The organism is Mesobacillus jeotgali, assembly GCF_031759225.1.
Lineage (GTDB): Bacteria > Bacillota > Bacilli > Bacillales > Cytobacillaceae > Mesobacillus > Mesobacillus jeotgali_B.
Genome location: NZ_CP134494.1, coordinates 186,407 through 205,536 on the forward strand (window position 1 = coordinate 186,407; position 19,130 = coordinate 205,536).

Here is a 19,130-nt window from a genome sequence, read left to right on the forward strand (position 1 = left end):
GGTGAGGTGAAAGTTTATGAAATGTCCCGAACAAGTTATCGACTATATGCATGAATATTTAGATGAAGAAATCTCCGAAGAACATGAAAAGATTTTAAGGGAGCACCTGCAGAGCTGTACCGATTGCCAGGAATACTTCAGGGAGCTGAACAAGGCAATCGCGCTTGTACAGAGCACCTCTCACATCCAGGCACCAGTTGATTTTACATCAAAGGTAATGGCTGGCTTGCCGAAGGAAAAGAAGAAGACAGAAATCCAGCGATGGTTCCGGAGCCATCCATTGTTAACAGCTGCCTCGCTGTTCTTGGCGTTGATGACTGCCAGCATCTTTTCAACCTGGAATGAAGAACACCAGTTTTCAGTATCGAAGCAGCCAAATCTGATTGTTGAAAATGATACAGTCATCGTACCTGAAGGGGAAGTCGTCAAGGGAGATGTCGTAGTCAGGAATGGCAAGGTGAAAATTGAAGGCGAGGTCCAGGGTAATGTCACAGTGATCAACGGCGAATTGATCAACGGTGAGAACTACATGGCATCTGCCGGCAATGTCACCGGCGAAATAACAGAGGTCAATGAAGTGTTCGAGTGGATCTGGTACCATATTAAGAAGACAGCTAAAAACACGGCAGATCTTTTTGAGAACGACGAAAAGGAACAGTCATTCCAATAGGAATGGCTGTTTTTTAGGGCCCATTTCTGTATGGATTGGATGAGGATCGACTGACAAGGACACTGCAATTGACATCATTATTAATTTGAACAAAGCTTATGGTATAATAAAAAAGTTACATTTGTTTATAGCTGAAGTGGATTTGTTTTCAAAAGGCGATTTCGCCCATTATGAATGATATATCACATTTCGAAAGGCTTCGGAGCACCTTGTTTTGCTGCTTCTAAACTGGCAACCCTGAAGCCGATTTTACTTTTAACAATAAAGACCTTGAGGCGAGTTCTGAAACTGCCTGAAGGAGCCTTACTAAACTACTGGAGGAAGTGCAATGTCGTTTGCGGATTTCGATTTTTTAGAATATCTAGCTAATATTGTTGACATTCTCCTGGTTTGGTTCGTCATTTACAAGCTGATTGCCATTATTCGAGGTACGAAAGCTGTCCAGCTTTTAAAAGGGATTTTTGTCATCCTGATTGTAAAGTTTATCAGTGATTACCTCGGGTTGAATACGCTCAGCTGGATGATGGAACAAGTACTAACCTGGGGATTCCTGGCCATTATCATCATCTTCCAGCCTGAATTGCGGCGGGCACTTGAACAGCTCGGCAGAGGGCGGCTTTTTTCCAGATCAGGTCTGCAGGAAGAGGAAGACGAAGAGAAGATGGTGGAGGCCATTATCAAGGCCACCGATTATATGGCTAAGCGCCGGATCGGGGCATTGATCTCAATTGAAAGAGAAACAGGAATGAGTGATTACATAGAAACAGGCATCCAGCTTCAATCAAGAATCTCTTCTGAACTGTTGATCAATCTTTTTATACCGAATACGCCGCTTCATGATGGAGCTGTAGTGATACAGAAGAACATCGTTGCCGCAGCGGCTTGTTATTTGCCGCTATCGGAAAGTCCGTTCATTTCGAAGGAACTCGGTACCAGGCATAGGGCTGCACTCGGTATCAGTGAAGTAACCGACAGTATTACGATTGTCGTTTCTGAAGAAACCGGGAATGTTTCAGTCACAAGGAATGGCGAACTTTACAGGGACTTGAGCGGGGAAACGCTAAGGGAACTGCTGACAGCCGAGCTGGTTTCGCCATCAAGAATCAAGCAGGCTGCTTCTACCCGCTGGAATTGGAGGGGGAAGAAAAATGGATAAATGGATGGATAATCCTTGGTTCATAAAAGTTGTTGCCTTGGTTCTTGCTGTTCTGCTCTTTGGGTCTGTACCTAAGAACGAGCCAGGTAAGCCTGGTGATGTGAATGTGCCTTCAGATGAAAAGGTAGAAACGATTGAAGACGTACCAGTAAAAAGGATTTATGATACCGACACCTTAGTCGTATCGGGTGTTCCTGAAACGGTTACCGTCACGCTGCAAGGACCGAAGAATCTTGTTCAGCAGGCGAAAACTCTACGGAACTTCGAAGTGTTCGTTGATTTGACAGATGCCGAAATCGGCAAACAGCGAGTCCCAATTACGATTAAAGATGTCTCAGATCGGCTGACCGTTACCATCGAGCCTGGGTATGCAAATGTATCCATCCAGGAAAAGGTTACGAAGGAATTCAGCGTTGAGGCAGAATTCAACGGAAGTATAGTTGAAGAAGGCTATATTGCCGAGAAACCAGCTGTTAAGCCTAATAAAGTCCAAATCACAGGTGCAAAAGATGTTATCGACAGAATCACCTATGTGAAAGCTACTGTGAACTCAGCAGGCAAAATTTCGGAGACGATCACACGAGAGGCGAGTGTCCTTGCCCTTGATAAGGATATGAATAAGTTGGAAGTCATCGTCGAACCAGGGGTAGTAGATGTAACCATCCCGGTGAAAAGCTCGAGTAAAAAGGTACCGATTGATATTGTCCGTAAGGGGACTCCTCCAAGCGGAGTAACAATCGATTCAATAACGTTAGAAACGAAGGAAGCTGAGATTATCGCTGACCCAGACGTACTTGAGAAATTCAATAATGTCAGGGTCGAGGTGGATGTCAGTAAGATCGAGGAGGACACGGAACTCACCCTCCCGGTCATTATCGGGGAAGGAATTGTTCGGGTTTCCCCCGAAACGGTTAAAGTGGGTGTAAAAGTCACTAAGGCTTCGGAGAAAAGTATATCCAATGTCCCCATTGAAATTGATGGGAAAGATGACGGCTATGAAGTCGATTTCCTGGATCCTGCTAACGGCCAGGCGAATTTGACCATTACAGGGCCAAGTGATATTGTTTCGGCCCTGTCATCCGATGATTTTAGAATTCTGATCGATGTTTCGGAACTGGATGAGGGAAACCATGAAGTCAACTTGATAGTGACAGCACCACAAAATATAACCTGGAAATTGGCTGAAGAAAAAGCCAGTATATCGATTTTGAAAAAAGATGCGTAATTGACTGCAATTTTCATACAAGGAGAGATTTTAAGAATGGGTAAATATTTCGGAACAGACGGAGTACGCGGTGTTGCGAACAGCGAATTAACGCCAGAATTGGCTTTCAAGCTTGGCCGCTTTGGAGGCTATGTCCTCACTAAGGAGCATGATCGTCCTAAGGTATTGATCGGAAGGGACACTCGTATTTCTGGACATATGCTTGAAGGAGCACTGGTTGCCGGCCTATTATCAATCGGAGCGGAAGTTATGAGGCTCGGCGTCATCTCGACACCAGGTGTTGCCTATTTGACGAAGGCTCTTGGCGCACAGGCTGGCGTCATGATCTCAGCTTCCCACAATCCAGTTGCAGATAACGGCATCAAATTCTTTGGACCCGACGGATATAAGCTATCTGATGATCAAGAAAATGAAATCGAGCAATTGATGGATATGGACACAGACGAGCTTCCTCGTCCAGTAGGCGCTAACCTTGGACAGGTAAATGATTACTTTGAAGGCGGCCAAAAGTACCTTCAATACCTTAAGCAATCAGTTGATGAAGAGTTTACCGGTCTGCACATCGCTCTTGACTGTGCACACGGAGCAACGTCATCATTGGCTACGCATTTGTTTGCTGACCTTGATGCTGACACTTCCACAATGGGCGCATCGCCAAACGGCTTGAATATTAATGATGGTGTCGGCTCGACACATCCGGAAGCACTTGCTGAATTCGTAAAGGAAAAGGGAGCGGATCTAGGCCTTGCTTTTGACGGAGATGGCGACCGCCTGATTGCGATTGATGAAAAAGGAAACATCGTTGATGGCGACCAGATCATGTATATCTGCGGAAAATTCATGAAAGAACGCGGCCAGTTAAAACAGGGTACAGTCGTTTCAACTGTAATGAGCAACCTTGGCTTTTACAAAGGCCTTGAGGAGAACGGTGTGCAAAGCGTCCAAACGGCTGTTGGCGACCGTTATGTAGTAGAAGAAATGAAGAAAAATGGCTATAATCTCGGTGGCGAGCAGTCTGGCCATATCATCTTCCTGGACTACAACACAACAGGTGACGGCCTGCTGACAGGCCTGCAGCTTGCCAACATCATGAAAGCAACAAACAAGCCGCTTTCTGAACTGGCAGCGGAAATGAAAAAATATCCGCAGGTTCTTGTTAACATCCGTGTAACGGATAAGTACCACGTAACAGATAACGAGAAGGTAAAAGCAGTAATTGAAGAGGTAGAAGCGGAAATGAACGGCAATGGCCGCATCCTTGTCCGTCCTTCCGGAACAGAGCCATTGGTACGTGTCATGGCAGAAGCAGCAACAGCAGAGCTATGCCAGGAATATGTAAACCGTATCGCAGCGGTCGTTCAAGAGGAAATGGGTTTAAAAGAATAGAAATCAATCATATGCATAAGGGCTTCAAGCACAAAGAAGAGCCCTTATGCATATTTATTTATGAAGGGAGTTTTTAGCTGTCCTGTAAAGGGTATCTGTACGGGAAGGGTGTTTCCCTTTAATTTCTATTGACGGATGGATAACTATCATGTATGATAATCCTGTTTTTGTAAAAGGCTGATTTTTGCCTTGAAAAACAATTTATCGAAAGGTGGGCAGAGGTAGATCAATGGAAAACTAAAGCGCCAGGACTAATCCTTGACCGGAATTTGGGTTAGTTGACGAGGTGGAGGTTTATCGAAGTTTCGGCGGATGCCTCCCGGCTGAAAGCACAGCCGCGAATTCCATCTTCAAAACATTAGGGCAACTTAATGCACAAAAAGATGGGGATGCTAAAACTAAAGAGGATTGGATTCACGAAGTCTGACCTCAAACCAATTATATGAGATAAGGGGGCAAGCTGCCCCTATATAAGAGGCTTCTTGCCCCCTGTCGTACAGGAGGAAAAGAAGTTATGTGTGGAATCGTTGGATATATCGGAAATTATGACTCGAAAGAGATTTTATTAAAAGGCCTTGAAAAGCTTGAATATAGAGGATATGACTCTGCAGGGATCGCAGTCATGAACGAAAAGGGAGTTCACGTTTTTAAGGAAAAAGGACGCATTGCGGACCTTCGCAACGCAGTGGACAATGATGTAATGGCGAACGCTGGAATTGGCCATACTCGTTGGGCGACTCACGGTCCTCCAAGCAAGGTGAACGCTCACCCTCATCAAAGCTCAACTGGCAGACTGACTCTTGTCCACAATGGTGTCATCGAGAACTACGATCTATTGAAGCGCGAGTATTTGCAGAATGTCGAATTGAAAAGTGAAACAGACACTGAAATTATCGTCCAGTTAATCGAACTGTTCGTAAAAGAAGGTCTGAGCTTAGAGGATGCGTTCCGTAAGACGCTGACACTTTTACATGGTTCATATGCACTTGCTCTTATAGATGAGCAAAACGAAGACACGATTTTTGTGGCGAAAAACAAGAGCCCGCTTCTTGTCGGCCTTGGCGATGGCTTCAACGTTGTTGCCAGTGACGCAATGGCAATGATCCAGGTTACAAACCAATATGTTGAACTGATGGACAAGGAAATGGTCATTGTCACGAAAGATGAAGTGACAATCAAGAACCTTGAAGGAGAAGTGATTTCTCGCGCTCCTTACACTGCAGAGCTTGATGCAAGCGACATTGAAAAGGGAACATACCCTCACTATATGCTCAAGGAAATCGACGAGCAGCCGCTTGTGATGCGTAAAATCATCCAGAACTACCAGGATGGCGAAGGCGCACTTGAAATCGACTCTGACATCGTGAAGGCTATGAAGGATGCAGACCGCATCTACATCATCGCTGCGGGTACTTCATACCATGCTGGTCTTGTCGGCAAGCAGTTCATCGAAAAATTGGCGAAGATTCCTGTTGAAGTTCATATCTCAAGTGAGTTTGGCTACAATATGCCGCTTCTATCAGAAAAGCCATTGTTCATCTTCATTTCACAGAGCGGAGAAACTGCGGATAGCCGCCAGGTTCTTGTTCAGGTGAAGGAGATGGGCTACAAAGCATTGACGATCACAAACGTTCCTGGTTCAACGCTTTCCCGTGAAGCAGACTACACGCTTCTACTTCACGCTGGTCCTGAAATCGCGGTTGCTTCAACAAAAGCATACACAGCACAGCTTGCTGTCCTAGCTATTTTGGCAGAAGTAACAGCTCGCGGAATCGGCCATGAAGTTGATTTTGATCTTGTGCAGGAATTAGGAATCGTAGCGACAGCAATGGAAGCTCTTTGCGACGATAAAGAAGAATTCGAAAGCATCGCACGCGAATACCTGACTGTGACAAGAAACGCATTCTTCATCGGACGCGGAATCGACTTCTACGTAGGACTAGAAGGCGCGTTGAAGCTAAAGGAAATCTCGTACATTCAGGCTGAAGGCTTTGCAGGAGGCGAACTGAAACACGGAACAATCGCCTTGATCGAAGAAGGCACACCTGTCATTGCCCTTGCTACACAAGAATTCGTTAATCTGAGCATCCGTGGAAACGTCAAAGAAGTCGTAGCCCGCGGAGCTAACCCGTGCATCATCTCCATGAGTGGACTGGAAACAGACGAAGACCGCTTCGTCATTCCAGAAGTGCACAGCCTATTAACACCTCTTATCTCAGTAATCCCGCTGCAGTTGATCTCATACTACGCAGCGCTGCACCGCGACTGTGACGTCGATAAGCCACGTAACTTGGCTAAATCGGTAACGGTTGAATAATATAAAGAGTTTAGATTGGAACCCAGTTGTTTACGAACAACTAAGTTATGACCTATACAACTTATTAGTGATGTGAACAATACAGTAGTGATTCATACAACTCAATAGAGATTAAAAAACCTGATGAATTAGTTCGTCAGGTTTTTCTATTAGAACTCCGGATCTTTCCAACCTCCTGGGCTAATTGCTGCCTTATCAGCTCTTTTTCCAAAGCCCCTAGAACCTCTAATGCCTCTAGCACCTCTAATGGGGTACGCTTTAAAAGTTTTTAAACCCACTCTATCTTCTCTATAAAATTCACCTACAACATTTCCTGTGTCAGCTGCAAAAATTCTCTTATCATCTATATATCCAACATGATTACCATCTTCATCATATACTTGGTCATCAATAACCTTTCCGCAAAAACGTCCACTTAGTGCCCAAATTGGAAAATCCATTAAATATTCGCTCCCTTCTATTTTATGTATTAATTCTATATTAGAAATTTTACTCCTTCTTTATAATCTTAACCCGTCATTAAAAGATAAAAATGGGCGCACATCTAACTGTAAATAAATATATACATTTATGAAATTATTTTAAAAAAAATAAGCAAATTATAATTCGCTCTAGTAAAATAATAACTGTAAGTGATATGGAAATTTTCATAATTTCATGAAATGGGTGAGACAAATATGAGCTTAACCACATTAGAACAACTTCAAAAATATACAACGGATGCAAGTCCAAGTTGGAATGGCTATAATCATCAAGGAAAAGTTGGTATATTTGTTGTTTTAAAAATGATTAATGAATTAAATCTGGATTATGATTCATGCGGTCCATATAAGCTAGAACTTGAATGGTTGGAGGATTTCTCAATTTTACAAAATGACAAATATATTGCTTTACATCAAGTTAAAACCTATAAAGAATCAATGCCAAGTAAATATAAAGATGCAATTTGGCTTTTATTGGCTAAGTCCCTTGATATTCCTCAAGTAAAGAATACATATTTACACACTACCGTTCCTTTAAGTAAAACAGAAAGTCTCCATCAAAATTTATTAACATATAAAATGACTGAAAAAAATGAACCAGAAGAAGAAATACAAGTTGAGAAAAAAACCAAATTAAAGATCTACTGGACTCCTAAAGAATGTCATGATTATGTGAAAAGGTCTGGACGATATGATGAGGTCTTTGGTAAATTTGCAATCTATACTTATGAAGAGGATTATCAATACTGTAGTATGGAGGACATTGAGCCGAAGATTAAGACTCAGTTAGGGAAAATTTATAAAGGATTTAAGACGGAACAACACCTAAATCGAACATATCTTCATTTACTTGGTTTGCTGGATAGAAATATTCGGGAAAGGCATCGAGATATACAAATTGGTAAAAAAGAACAAAAAGCATCTGTTTCTTTCCAGGAGATTTTTGAGGTGATTCATAGAAACTATGAGCTGCCTAGTAGGGAGTTTTGTATTTATAAGCTTCGACATGAATTCAATTTAATAACCAATCAATTTATAGAAGATTTGGACGATGAGACTGAATATTCCCCCAATAAAGATAATCTGCATAGTTTGATAAATGCTGTTCTGGAATTAGATGATGAAAGCTTTCTTAAATTTTGTATGAAAATAACTCCTCACCATCCTATAAATGAGGACGATCCAGAAACTTTACTTGAAGCACTAAGATATTATATCCCAGAAACTCATATGAAAGAGGGATATTTAGAGATTTTGATACAAATTCAAAATAAAATAGATTCTGTTAAGCATATGTTTTTAAAAAAAGGAGATGATTTAAAAAATATTTCATACCTGCCCACAACTATTATTGAATCAAACAAAAAGGCTACTGTCGGAAGGATGGTAGAAAAAATACTTCAGAATGCAAGTTTAGTCGAAGAATCACTGCATGAAGTTGATGTAATGATTACCAAAAGTATAAATCTCCCAATGCTGAAGCCCGAAAAATTTAATTTGGATATCCCAGAAGTAGAAGAACAGTTTAATGAAGCTTTTCACAAAAGTGAGACTCGAGAAAAAGATTACCACGATCGAATAGTTAAAATAAAAAAAATAAGAATGATTGATTTAACAAGGGCAAAAGAGGAGTTAAATAAATGAGACAAGTAGTAAAGCGTATATTTAAGGATCAAAATTTCAAAGAGCTTACGGTGCCCTTTCTTAAAGGTGAAGAAGGCTTTTTTGCTGTTAATACACATGAGAACTTCATCAATTTTTATCTAGTGCTGTTTCTTGATAAAATTGGAGATGATTTTCTTGAAAAGTACGTTCCTGATTATTACTACGGGATTAAGAGCTTGGAAATTGGATATGATGAGCGGATGGATAAAAACCTCTCACTTTTAATTTGTTTAAATCGAGAGACAGAATTGAGCGAATTAGAGAGAAACCGAGAAATTTTTCAAGTTGAAGAAGATCCTTACTTTTTTAAAAAATATGTATTTACTTATACTAAGAAACAAGCGAATGAACTTTCGGAGATGCTTCAAAAGCATAAGACAAAGAGTACAAAAGAAATAATTAACAATATTATAAATAATAAGGACGATTTCATTGAGTTAAAAAATCACCCTCAGAAAAACACAATATATAATCTTTGTTCTAAACTAATGATAAAGATTCCATTCCTTATATTAGAACGAGGAGAGGAGCAGATGGAGGACTTAGAAGAGGGAATCAAAATGGAACTGAGAAAATCGGGATTATTAAAATATACCAGCGCTTTATTGGAATTAGAAGAGTTTGACGATATTAACAATATCCTTCAGGTTTTTGATGATGGAGGCGAAGAATAATGGCATACAGAATTAAAAAAATATTGATTGAGAATTTTAAATCTATTGACTATAAGTTTATAGATTTTGTGAATAAAGATTTAATTGTTTTTGATGGGCCTAATGGTTTTGGAAAAACCACTATATTTGATGCAATAGAATTGGTAGTTTGCGGACGTGTTTATCGTGTCAACAACACAGCTGATGGAAGGATGGGTTATAGTGATTTACTTTTTTCAAAGGATAAGAGTAAAGACACCGTAATTAAAATTGAGTTCGACAATGGTAAGCAGACTTTTACTGTTGTAAAAATTTTCGATGCAAGTAAGAAACTAAATGCATTAGACCGTAAACCAGATAATTGGAGTTTATTTGATACGTATGTTGTAAAAAGTTTTGAAGAACCTCTATCATCTCAAATTCTCCAGAAAACAGAAGATATTTTTCCTTCATTAGAAATGGATGAGCTAACTCGATACTTCAGCTTATTTTACTATATTCAACAAGAAGAAAAGACATTCTTTTTAAAAAAGCCTGGAAAAGAACGTATGAATGAAATCTCTCAACTATTTGATACAAAAAAGGAACAAGCAGAAAAGGAGAAATTGGAGAAATTTAAGGGTGTATTAGAACGTGAACGAAGGGAAATCGATGGAAATAAAGGTACCTTGCCAAATAAATTGAATTTGTTAAGCACTCTTACATCAGGAGTCACAAATATAGATAAAAGTAAACTTGTTGACGTAGAATATTTTCAACTGATTCCTGAACTTACAAATCCAAAAGAATGGGATAAAAAAGTTATTTCAACTCAACAGGAAACAAGGAATCTCTTCCTAAATGAATTAAGGGAGCTTTACGATTTTAGGAAGAATTTTGATGAGTTCTTAAAGGCACAAAAAAACAAAGCTTTGCAAGCAAAAGCTGATGATAAACAATTGTTACGTGATACTATTATTTTAGGTAATTTTATGGATGTATATAATGGTTTAAAGGAGAAAAAAGAAAAGGAAGAAAAACTTAGAAAATTAAAAGGAATTTTAACTAAAGAGAAGGTCCCTGAAAATTTAGTAACAATACCGCTAGAAGAATTAAAGAAATTGGTTGACCAAAAAGTGGATATAAAAACTATTAAAGATAAAATTGATTTGCTAATTGATTATAAGAAAAATGCTGGTGAACTAGCTGAAATTGTTCAGGAAGTTAACTCAACAAGAAACACATTAATCCAGCATTTTGAAAAAGCAAATAAATATAATATTGTAGATGAATCCCATTGCCCTCTTTGTGGACAAGAATGGAATTCTCATAATAACCTGTTAGAACAAATACAATTAAAGGGAAAACAGTTCCGGAGATTTTACGATTCATCAATAGCAAAGTTTGAAGTTGAATTAGATTCTCTTTATAATGAACATCTGCAACCAATTTTCAGTTGGATTGAGGAATATTTAAGTAATGATAGTCATATTGTTGATGACAAATTTTTCAAACAACTATCATCTAGCTACAAGAGAAGAAACATGGTTCAATCGTTTTTAGAATGGTGTAAATTTAATGCTCTTGAAGTGCTTAGTTATCTTAACAAGGAACAACAGTTTTTTCAAGACATAGAAGCTCGGGTCGAAGAGCTTTCCATGCATCTAATAGGTAAAAAACATGCCGTGAAAAATGGATACACTGAGTTTGATGAGAAGACTTACAAATTTGAATCAATTTACCAAGATCTTTTTGCATCTTCTGAAGGACGTGTTAGGAGGATAACATTAAAACAAATACATCAAAAAGCACAGTATGTTGATTTTCAATATTTTCATCGCAGTTCCGAAATAATTAAAAAACTAGAGATAGAAATTTCTCAATTACAATCTAGACTTAAAGTAGTAGAATTAGGTATTGAAAAATCCAATGACATTATAAAAATTTATGAAAAGCGTATCGGTCAGCACTGGAAGCGTATTATGCGTGATATTGAAATTCCGTTCTATATCTATAGTGGAAAACTTCTACAGGATTATCAAAGGGGTTTGGGGCTTTTTATAGAAGAAAGTGAAGGGGATGGCGTTAAAAGTATTAAATTCGTTGCAAATTCAAAATCTGATCATGATGCAGTAAACTATCTCTCTTCTGGACAAATGTCTGCTCTTGTAATAGCTTTTACATTGGCCTTGAACAAGGTATATGGAAACGGCTCTATGGATATTCTTCTGATTGATGACCCAGTTCAGACAATGGATGAGATTAATATGGCATCCTTTGTGGAACTACTTCGTAACGACTTTAAACATAAACAAATTTTCTTATCCACACATGAAGATGATGTTTCTCGATTCATTCGTTATAAATTTAAGAAGTATGGTTTAGAGGTTCTGAAGTATAACGTAAAAGATAGATTTTATGTTAATTCTTAAATTTAGAGAAATCTCTGTATAACAAAAAGTTGATATCCTCAAAAAAGCGTATGTTTTACAAAACACACGCTTTTTTTTACCATAATTTTTGATTACTATTCGCATGTGAATCAGTCTTTGGTTGAAAAAATGAAGTCAAGAAGTAAAACAATCCAGGTAAAATAATTACAATGCCGACAATAAAATATATTTGACGGATGCTTAAGTCAAATAGTGATGAGGAAGCAAACAAAATTCCCATGGGCATTGTAACTCTGAGGAAAAGCAGGCGAACTGCACTTAGCTGACTTAAACGATCTCTAGGAGCGTCACGTTGGAAAATGGCAGCACTTTGAGCATTGAATAAAGGAAACAAAATCCCCCCTAGCAATTCACATAACCATGCAAATGGAATCGATGTTACAAGTAATAAAAGAAGGAATGAAAAACCCCCTCCAATTAAACCAAGGTACATAGTTTGCTGGGTTTTAGGTAATTTAGTAAGTAGTATCATGCCTAAAGCATAACCGACTGGAAATGCTCCTGAAAATATTGCGTACTCCCAGTAATCACCATTAAGTTCTCCTCTTACAAAAGGAATACTTAAAACCATTGTTGCCCCAACCGCAAACTGAACTGTAGAAGAAAGAAATGTGAGTTGAAAAAGATGTGGATATTTAAAAAACGTTCGATAGCCTTCTTTCATTTCTGTCCACCAGAATTTTTTTGTCCATGTGCCAACTTTCTTCTTACTTAATTGTGGAATACGTGAAAGAGCTAAGTAGCTAGCAAGAAACATTAATGAAGAAAATCCATAAATGTAAGGCATTGGACTAATCAATAGAAATAAGGAAATAACTCCTGGCGCGATAAAACCCATAAGTCGAATAGTGCCATCTAATAATCCATTTGCTTCTACCAGATCTTTTTCATTACAAACTTCAGGCAATAGTGAAAATGATAAACTTGCGTAAATGGGTTGCATCAACCCTAGTAAACATTGCAATACGATCAACCCTAAGATTGTTCCAACATCTGTACCAATCAAGAAACCAACCAGTGGAAGAACATAGGCTCCAGCACGAATCAATTGTATGTTTTGAAGCATTTTCTCCTTTACTACATGATTAAGGAATGGGGCACTAATGCCTTGCAATATTAAAGAGGGAATAAAATAAACCAACCAAAGTACACCCATCCATTCCTTTGATCCTGTTAATTCATAAAGTAATAGGCCATTAATAATTCCCCCAGCTGCCCCTCCAAATTCTGATATAATTTCACCAATCCAAAGTGCTTGAAATGACTTAGAGAACTTCCTCATTTGACAATACCAAGATACTGATAGAGTTTTCCGGAAAAATTATTAATCTGTGCTAAATTCGCCGAATAGACTCCTCTTTCAACTTGAATAAATTTTGCTGCTTTTAATATTGAAAGCTGGTGATGTAATGTTGTTTTAGAAGTATTAAACTGTACACTTAACTCTTGGAGTGATAACGGTCCCTTTAAGAGTTGATAGAGTAATTTTAATCGCAACTCATCCCCTAATGCCTTATAAATACGTATTAATTCATTTGGTGGAACGCCTTGTTCCAACAAGTATTCTTCCTTTATGGGATAAAAAAAGAGTTTAGTATCAGGAGTCCGGGCTTCTAATACCCAAGGACGATATGATACGTGAGGAATTAATTTAACAGTCCAAACAGAAGGTTCAGGAAGATATTTAATACCGTCGGTAATAAATTCAATTTTCTCAAGTGGATTTGTCATATCCAGTAGATTACTTTGCTTCTTTTCAAAACCAAGTGCCTGAATCCATTTTTCCCATTCTCCTTGTTTACTTATCCAATTTAACCAGCTGTTCATAGTATTTATGAATAGATCGTAAAGTTCCTGATGTGTATAGAGAGCGAGATTACGTATATACCCACTTAAAAAATCATGGTCTTCAAAATGTTTAGCATAGTTATCGAATAATTCATGACGATGATATTCTGAAGAAGCTGCTTTCCTCATGGCTTCAGTATTTCGATTCTTATAAGGTAAAAGTGTGTCATAAAAACTCTCAAGTGGAATTACTGAAAGAAGTTTCTCAAACTCTTGAACTGATGACGATGATAATTTGTTTTGAAGCATAATTAATCCATACCAAAAGTTTGTCTTTTCAATCATTTTCAAATTATTTACTAGTGAAACTGGCATTGTTTCTTTTTCGTTTGACCACTTTTCATCCAATTCAAATGTATGTCGTAGTTTTGCATGGGTAAATCCAGCTATGCCTAGTATCACTTCCCAAACATGTGAGGATTCTACTTGTACTGAAATTGTTTCAAGAGGCTGCGGCGAAAAATTATATTTCAAAAAAACCCCTCCTATAATTTAATATCTTTTATTCTAAAATATTCGAATAAAATATTCAATAATTATGAAATAAATATGAATAGTTATTTGTTTTAGTTGTTAGTGCTGGAAGCAACTCTTAGTTACTTGCAAATTGTGTTGATTTTTGTTACTAATAGGAAAAAGTTGTTTATAGGAGGTGGATTTATGTCGAGAAACAAGTATACATGGACAGAAGAAAAAATCGCCAAGCGTTACGCAGAAGGTAGAGGCTCTGGTGATTTAAATAACTATTTACCATGGCTGACAATTCAAGATGTACCTAGTGAAGGCAGGTCCCATCGCCCTAAAGGATGGAAAACAAATAGAAAGCATGAACTTCTTTCTGATTTAGAACTTTCCTTTTTTTATTATTTAGAGTGGAGCAATAAAGTAATTGATATAAAAGAGCAGTATCCTCTAGACAGAGATGACACCATTGCAATCGCCTCAGAGAAAAATATCCCACATCCATTTGAGAATAGTACTCAAACTCCCATAGTAATGACCACTGATTTTTTAGTAACAACTCGTATTGGTAAAGACATTATTCATATAGCTCGATCAATTAAACCAAGTGAAAAGCAAGAAGACCCAAAAGTTTTAGGAAGGCTCGAAATAGAAAGGCAATTTTGGCAGGATAAAGGAGTTGAGTGGATAGTAGTTGACGAGAAAGTAATGTCAAAGCAATTTTTCAAAAATATGAAATATATTCACGAATATTATTACCTAACAAATAGTGTTGAGGAAGAAATGGCAACTCATTTTTTAGGTTTCTTAGCCAGTATAGCTATGAAAAAACCAGAAAAAAAGTTAATTGACTGTTGTAATGAATTTGATACGCTTTATAACTTGGATAATGGTTCAGCAATATATTATTGTAGGCACTTATATGCTCGTCAATATCTAGTGACTAACGATATGGAAAAGGCAATACAACCTCACAAAATCTCTTTGGCTGATCTTGATATTAGAAATGGAGGCTTTGAAAGAAATTATGGAGACTTTATCAGTTAATGAGTTAATCGTCGATCTTGATTTAGAAAGGAATTATAGAGTCTTATGGGTGGATTCTGGCAATATAATCGCTTATGTAATAGATATAGAAAAAGATAAAGCACTCCCTTTTATCATGACCATTAAACATATTGAAGAAAAAATATACTTAGGTGAATATACAATTAAAGTAGATCGAGGGTTCATATTAAACAGGAAGCCCACAAAAAAAGATTTGGAGCATAGAGATAAAACCTGGATTTATATAAAGGACCTTGTAGACCATAAACCAGGAATTTTTAAGAAAGACCAAAGAAATAAAATTATTGATAAAGTGATGTCTTCCCATACAATTGGTTCTCGTAATACAGTTTTAAAGAACTTAAGAAAATATTGGCAAAGAGGAATGGACAAAGACAGCCTGTTCCCTAATCATGCTCTCAAAAGGTCAGAAAATAACTATAAGACGAAGACTGGAAGACCAAAAAAGAATGGAAAAACAGGCATTGTAATTACACAGGATATCAAAAATCAGTTTAAAAAATCCATTGAAAAATACTACTTAGATAGGAAAAAGCCTTCACTCAGATTTGCCTTTAACAACATGACATCGGATTATTATTCAAAATATAAGTATTTTGATAAAGAAGGTAATGAAAAAATCAAGCTAGTAGAAGAAGAAAAAAGACCGACATTTCGGCAATTTCAATATTGGTTTAGAAAAGAGTATTTTAGTGATGATGTTACCAAAGCACGCGAAGGTAAACATATTTTTGAACAAAATTATAGAGCTATTACTGGTTCATCGACAGCTGAAACGGATGGACCCGGTGATATTTTTCAGATAGATGCAACGCCAAGTAATGCTTATTTAGTAAGTCGTTTTAATCCCAATTGGATAGTAGGTAGACCGACCACATATTTTATCGTAGATGTAAATACTCACTTAATTACTGGACTGTATGTAGGGTTAGAAAATGCTTCTTGGAAAGCCATGATGAATGCTATTTTAAATGCTTGTTCAGATAAGGTGGAGTTTTGTAAAAAATATGATATTGATATCACTTCAGATATGTGGCCATCGATGCATTTGCCAAGCAACATTATCGGTGATAGAGGTGAACTGGCAAGTCATGGTGTGGATCATTTGGTTGAGGGTTTAGGCCCTCTTATTAGCAACACACCACCCTATCGTCCCGACTGGAAAGGAATCGTAGAGAAGTTATTCGATACTTCTCAAGAGAAAATAAAACCCTTTATACCAGGTTACGTACATAAGGATCATGGAGAAAGAGGAGTTAAAGATTATCGTCTAGAAGCAACGTTAACTATAGAAGATTACACGAAAGTATTAATCCATTTTATACTTTTTTATAACCAAAATTTCTATATGGATGATTATATAAGAACTGAGGAACAGATAGGAGATAATGTCCAGCCTATTCCAATAAAATTATGGGAATGGGGAATAAAAAATGCTGCTGGTAAATTGCATAAACATAATATCGAAAAAATTAAATTTTATTTATTACCACGAGCTACAGCAACAGTTACAGAAAAAGGTATCAAGTATAAAAAAATGCTATATACAACTCCGGTGGCAATAAAAGAGGGTTGGTTTTCAAGGGCAAGGTTAAAAGGAAGTTGGAAAGTGGAGTTTTCTTTCGATCCAAGAAATATGGACACAATTTATATACACTCAAATGACAAGGACCTATTCATTCCATGTAATTTTGTTGATCATCATAGCAGATACAAAAATAAAACAATTGAGGAAATTGAACAACTAATAGAATTTGAATCTGATGATAAGAAGAATTTTGAGCATACCCAACTGGAAAATGAAATTAACTTCTATTCAGATATTCAAGGCATTGTCAAAGCTGCAGAAAAGAATAAAAAAGAACATCTAGACAAATCTCTAAGCAAAGCTGCTAGAACTAAAAATATTAAAGGATACAGAAAGCAGGAGCAACTGGAGAGAAGCTTTGAAGAGTCTATAAAACCGTCTACCGAAGAGGAGATAGTTAGTTCTACCACCGATAAAGATAATGTAGTTGAGTCTTTCGTTAATCAACCTATGGATAATCAAGAATCCGATGGTACTCTTCATTCAAAAGTATCGATAAAGCAATTATTTGCCAAAAGAGGTCGGAAAGAAAATGGATAAATTAATTAAGTTGGATAATGGGGACTATGCTTTTACAGCTCAATATAGAGACCAAGAAGTTGTTGATTACAAGGGTAATCCATTAATTGAGGCACTGCCACCTATTCTGTCTTATGAAGATGCGTTTGACCAACTCAGTTATATTCCTGAATATGAAGATAAAGAAAGAAACCTCTCTGCACATCACAGATATCATTCACTTCTAAGGCTTACCCGGTTTTATCAACCTATTGAAAAAACTCTTGAAGTGGAAGCAAAGTTTTCAAGACTGATTAGAGGCGGATATGTTTATCGAAATCCTAACAGTAGATCCCATGCGGAAACCTTGATGGAGCTACACCGGAGATTAGAGAATAATGAACCTTTAGGTTTGCCCCCTGAGATAAGAAAATCTGCATCCAGTTTGTGTGTCATTGGCTTCTCGGGCATTGGCAAAACATCTACTATTGAAAGAGTGCTATCACTCTATCCAAAGGTTATTGTACATCAGTATCCTTTAAACATTGTACAGATTCCATGGTTAAAACTTAATTGTCCTAATGATGGCTCACCAAAAACGTTATGCTTAGACTTCTTTTTGAAGTTAGATGAGTTGCTAGGTACTAACTATCTCAAACAGTATGGAAACAAACGAGATTCTTTGAGCTTTTTGATTATACGTCTAGGTCAATTAGCAAGAGCACATTGTTTAGGAGTATTAATAATTGATGAAATCCAGCATTTATTGACTGCCAAAGATGAGGTATCCTCTAGTATGATGAATTTTTTAGTAACCCTTGTTAACGAAATTGGGATACCACTTATGTTGATTGGCACCACTAAGGCTAAAGAGTTGCTTCAGGTTACTTTCAGGCAAGCCAGAAGAGCTGGGGGGCACGGTGAAGTATTATGGGGGCAAATGGAGAAAGATGATAATTGGGAAGTTTTATTGACCAGCATGTGGGAATATCAATGGACTAAACAGAAAGAGGTGCTTACACAGGAGTGGATTGATGTGTTGCATTATGAGAGTCAGGGTATTGTAGATATTGCAGTAAAACTATTTCTACTTGCACAATCGCATGCGATTGAAACAGGAGAGGAAAAAATCACACCTAAGTTAATAAACAAGATAAGCAAGAAATATCTATTAATGGTTCAAGATATGCTAACTGCATTAAAAAAGGGTATTCCTGAAGAAATTGCTAAATATGATGATATCACACCTTTTGATATTGAAGAATTCATTTTGAGCAGAAAACCTGTAGTAAATATGAGGGAGAGGATAATCACCCAGAAAGAAAAGCAAGCTGAAAAAAGACAGCAAAAAGAGTTGTCAATTCTTGAAAAAGTTATCTTAACTTTAATTAATTTAGATATTAATGAGAAGTTAGCAGAATCTACGGCGAAAAGGATCATTTTAGAAAATAAGAACATAAGCCTTCAGGAAGCAGTCCAAAAGTCATTACTAACAATTAATCAACTTACGGAAGCTAAAAAGTCGGCAGAATCTGAAAAGAAAAATAAAAGATCAGTGAATATTCTACTCGAGATAGTTGATAATGGTAGAAAAAACAGGAAATCAGCACACGATTCCCTGCTTGAAAGAGGTTTGATATTAGCACCTTTTTCAGATACTAAACTATTTTAGGTGATGAA

14 protein-coding genes are annotated in these 19,130 nt (G+C 37.4%); 11 read left to right on the forward strand and 3 right to left on the reverse strand.

Annotation, left to right across the window (positions count from 1 at the left end):
- Positions 1-16: 16 nt before the first annotated feature.
- From RH061_RS01070 to glmS, 5 genes are all read left to right on the forward strand, one after another.
- On the forward strand, positions 17-670 hold the full coding sequence (locus RH061_RS01070; protein ID WP_311073336.1) for a zf-HC2 domain-containing protein: 654 nt from the start codon (positions 17-19) through the stop codon (positions 668-670).
- Between the two features lie 328 nt (positions 671-998).
- Entirely contained in the window at positions 999-1,826 is an 828-nt protein-coding gene (gene cdaA / locus RH061_RS01075; protein ID WP_311073338.1) for a diadenylate cyclase CdaA, read from the forward strand.
- On the forward strand, positions 1,819-3,051 hold the full coding sequence (locus RH061_RS01080) for a CdaR family protein (RefSeq protein WP_311073339.1): 1,233 nt from the start codon (positions 1,819-1,821) through the stop codon (positions 3,049-3,051). Before cdaA ends, RH061_RS01080 begins: the two co-directional genes overlap by 8 nt.
- A gap of 36 nt (positions 3,052-3,087) precedes the next feature.
- Positions 3,088-4,437, forward strand: coding sequence for a phosphoglucosamine mutase (glmM, locus tag RH061_RS01085; RefSeq protein WP_311073340.1), 1,350 nt, complete (start codon positions 3,088-3,090; stop codon positions 4,435-4,437).
- A gap of 514 nt (positions 4,438-4,951) precedes the next feature.
- The gene (glmS, locus tag RH061_RS01090; protein WP_311073341.1) at positions 4,952-6,754 is read left to right on the forward strand and encodes a glutamine--fructose-6-phosphate transaminase (isomerizing); all 1,803 of its coding nucleotides are present in this window, start codon (positions 4,952-4,954) and stop codon (positions 6,752-6,754) included.
- Positions 6,755-6,903: 149 nt separating this feature from the next.
- Here the strand turns inward: glmS and RH061_RS01095 are convergent, their stop codons facing one another.
- Entirely contained in the window at positions 6,904-7,194 is a 291-nt protein-coding gene (locus RH061_RS01095) for a hypothetical protein (RefSeq protein WP_311073342.1), read from the reverse strand.
- Between the two features lie 237 nt (positions 7,195-7,431).
- Between RH061_RS01095 and RH061_RS01100 the strand changes: the two genes are divergently transcribed.
- Genes RH061_RS01100 through RH061_RS01110 form a run of 3 tightly spaced genes read left to right on the forward strand, consistent with a single transcriptional unit; the run spans position 7,432 to position 11,965 of the window.
- Positions 7,432-8,880: an ABC-three component system protein gene (locus RH061_RS01100; RefSeq protein WP_311073344.1), complete on the forward strand. Its 1,449-nt coding sequence runs from the start codon at positions 7,432-7,434 to the stop codon at positions 8,878-8,880.
- A complete protein-coding gene (locus RH061_RS01105) occupies positions 8,877-9,575 on the forward strand; it encodes an ABC-three component system middle component 1 (protein ID WP_311073346.1) in 699 nt (232 codons plus the stop codon). The genes RH061_RS01100 and RH061_RS01105 overlap by 4 nt, the downstream gene beginning before the upstream one ends.
- Positions 9,575-11,965, forward strand: coding sequence for an ATP-binding protein (locus tag RH061_RS01110; RefSeq protein ID WP_311073347.1), 2,391 nt, complete (start codon positions 9,575-9,577; stop codon positions 11,963-11,965). The genes RH061_RS01105 and RH061_RS01110 overlap by 1 nt, the downstream gene beginning before the upstream one ends.
- A 76-nt stretch (positions 11,966-12,041) precedes the next feature.
- Here the strand turns inward: RH061_RS01110 and RH061_RS01115 are convergent, their stop codons facing one another.
- Together RH061_RS01115 and RH061_RS01120 are read right to left on the reverse strand one after the other, a co-directional pair.
- Positions 12,042-13,268, reverse strand: a complete 1,227-nt coding sequence (locus RH061_RS01115; RefSeq protein WP_311073348.1) for an MFS transporter — start codon at positions 13,266-13,268, stop codon at positions 12,042-12,044.
- The gene (locus RH061_RS01120; RefSeq protein ID WP_311073350.1) at positions 13,265-14,308 is read right to left on the reverse strand and encodes an ArsR/SmtB family transcription factor; all 1,044 of its coding nucleotides are present in this window, start codon (positions 14,306-14,308) and stop codon (positions 13,265-13,267) included. Before RH061_RS01120 ends, RH061_RS01115 begins: the two co-directional genes overlap by 4 nt.
- A gap of 186 nt (positions 14,309-14,494) precedes the next feature.
- On the opposite strand from RH061_RS01120, the gene RH061_RS01125 reads away from it, so the two are divergent.
- Genes RH061_RS01125 through RH061_RS01135 form a run of 3 tightly spaced genes read left to right on the forward strand, consistent with a single transcriptional unit; the run spans position 14,495 to position 19,122 of the window.
- Complete coding sequence (locus tag RH061_RS01125) at positions 14,495-15,343, forward strand: TnsA endonuclease N-terminal domain-containing protein (RefSeq protein ID WP_311073352.1); 849 nt, start codon at positions 14,495-14,497, stop codon at positions 15,341-15,343.
- Positions 15,312-17,492 carry a Mu transposase C-terminal domain-containing protein gene (locus RH061_RS01130; RefSeq protein ID WP_311073355.1) on the forward strand — a complete coding sequence of 727 codons (2,181 nt, stop codon included), beginning with the start codon at positions 15,312-15,314 and terminating at the stop codon, positions 17,490-17,492. Before RH061_RS01125 ends, RH061_RS01130 begins: the two co-directional genes overlap by 32 nt.
- Positions 17,485-19,122, forward strand: a complete 1,638-nt coding sequence (locus RH061_RS01135) for an ATP-binding protein (RefSeq protein ID WP_311073356.1) — start codon at positions 17,485-17,487, stop codon at positions 19,120-19,122. Before RH061_RS01130 ends, RH061_RS01135 begins: the two co-directional genes overlap by 8 nt.
- Positions 19,123-19,130: the final 8 nt, after the last annotated feature.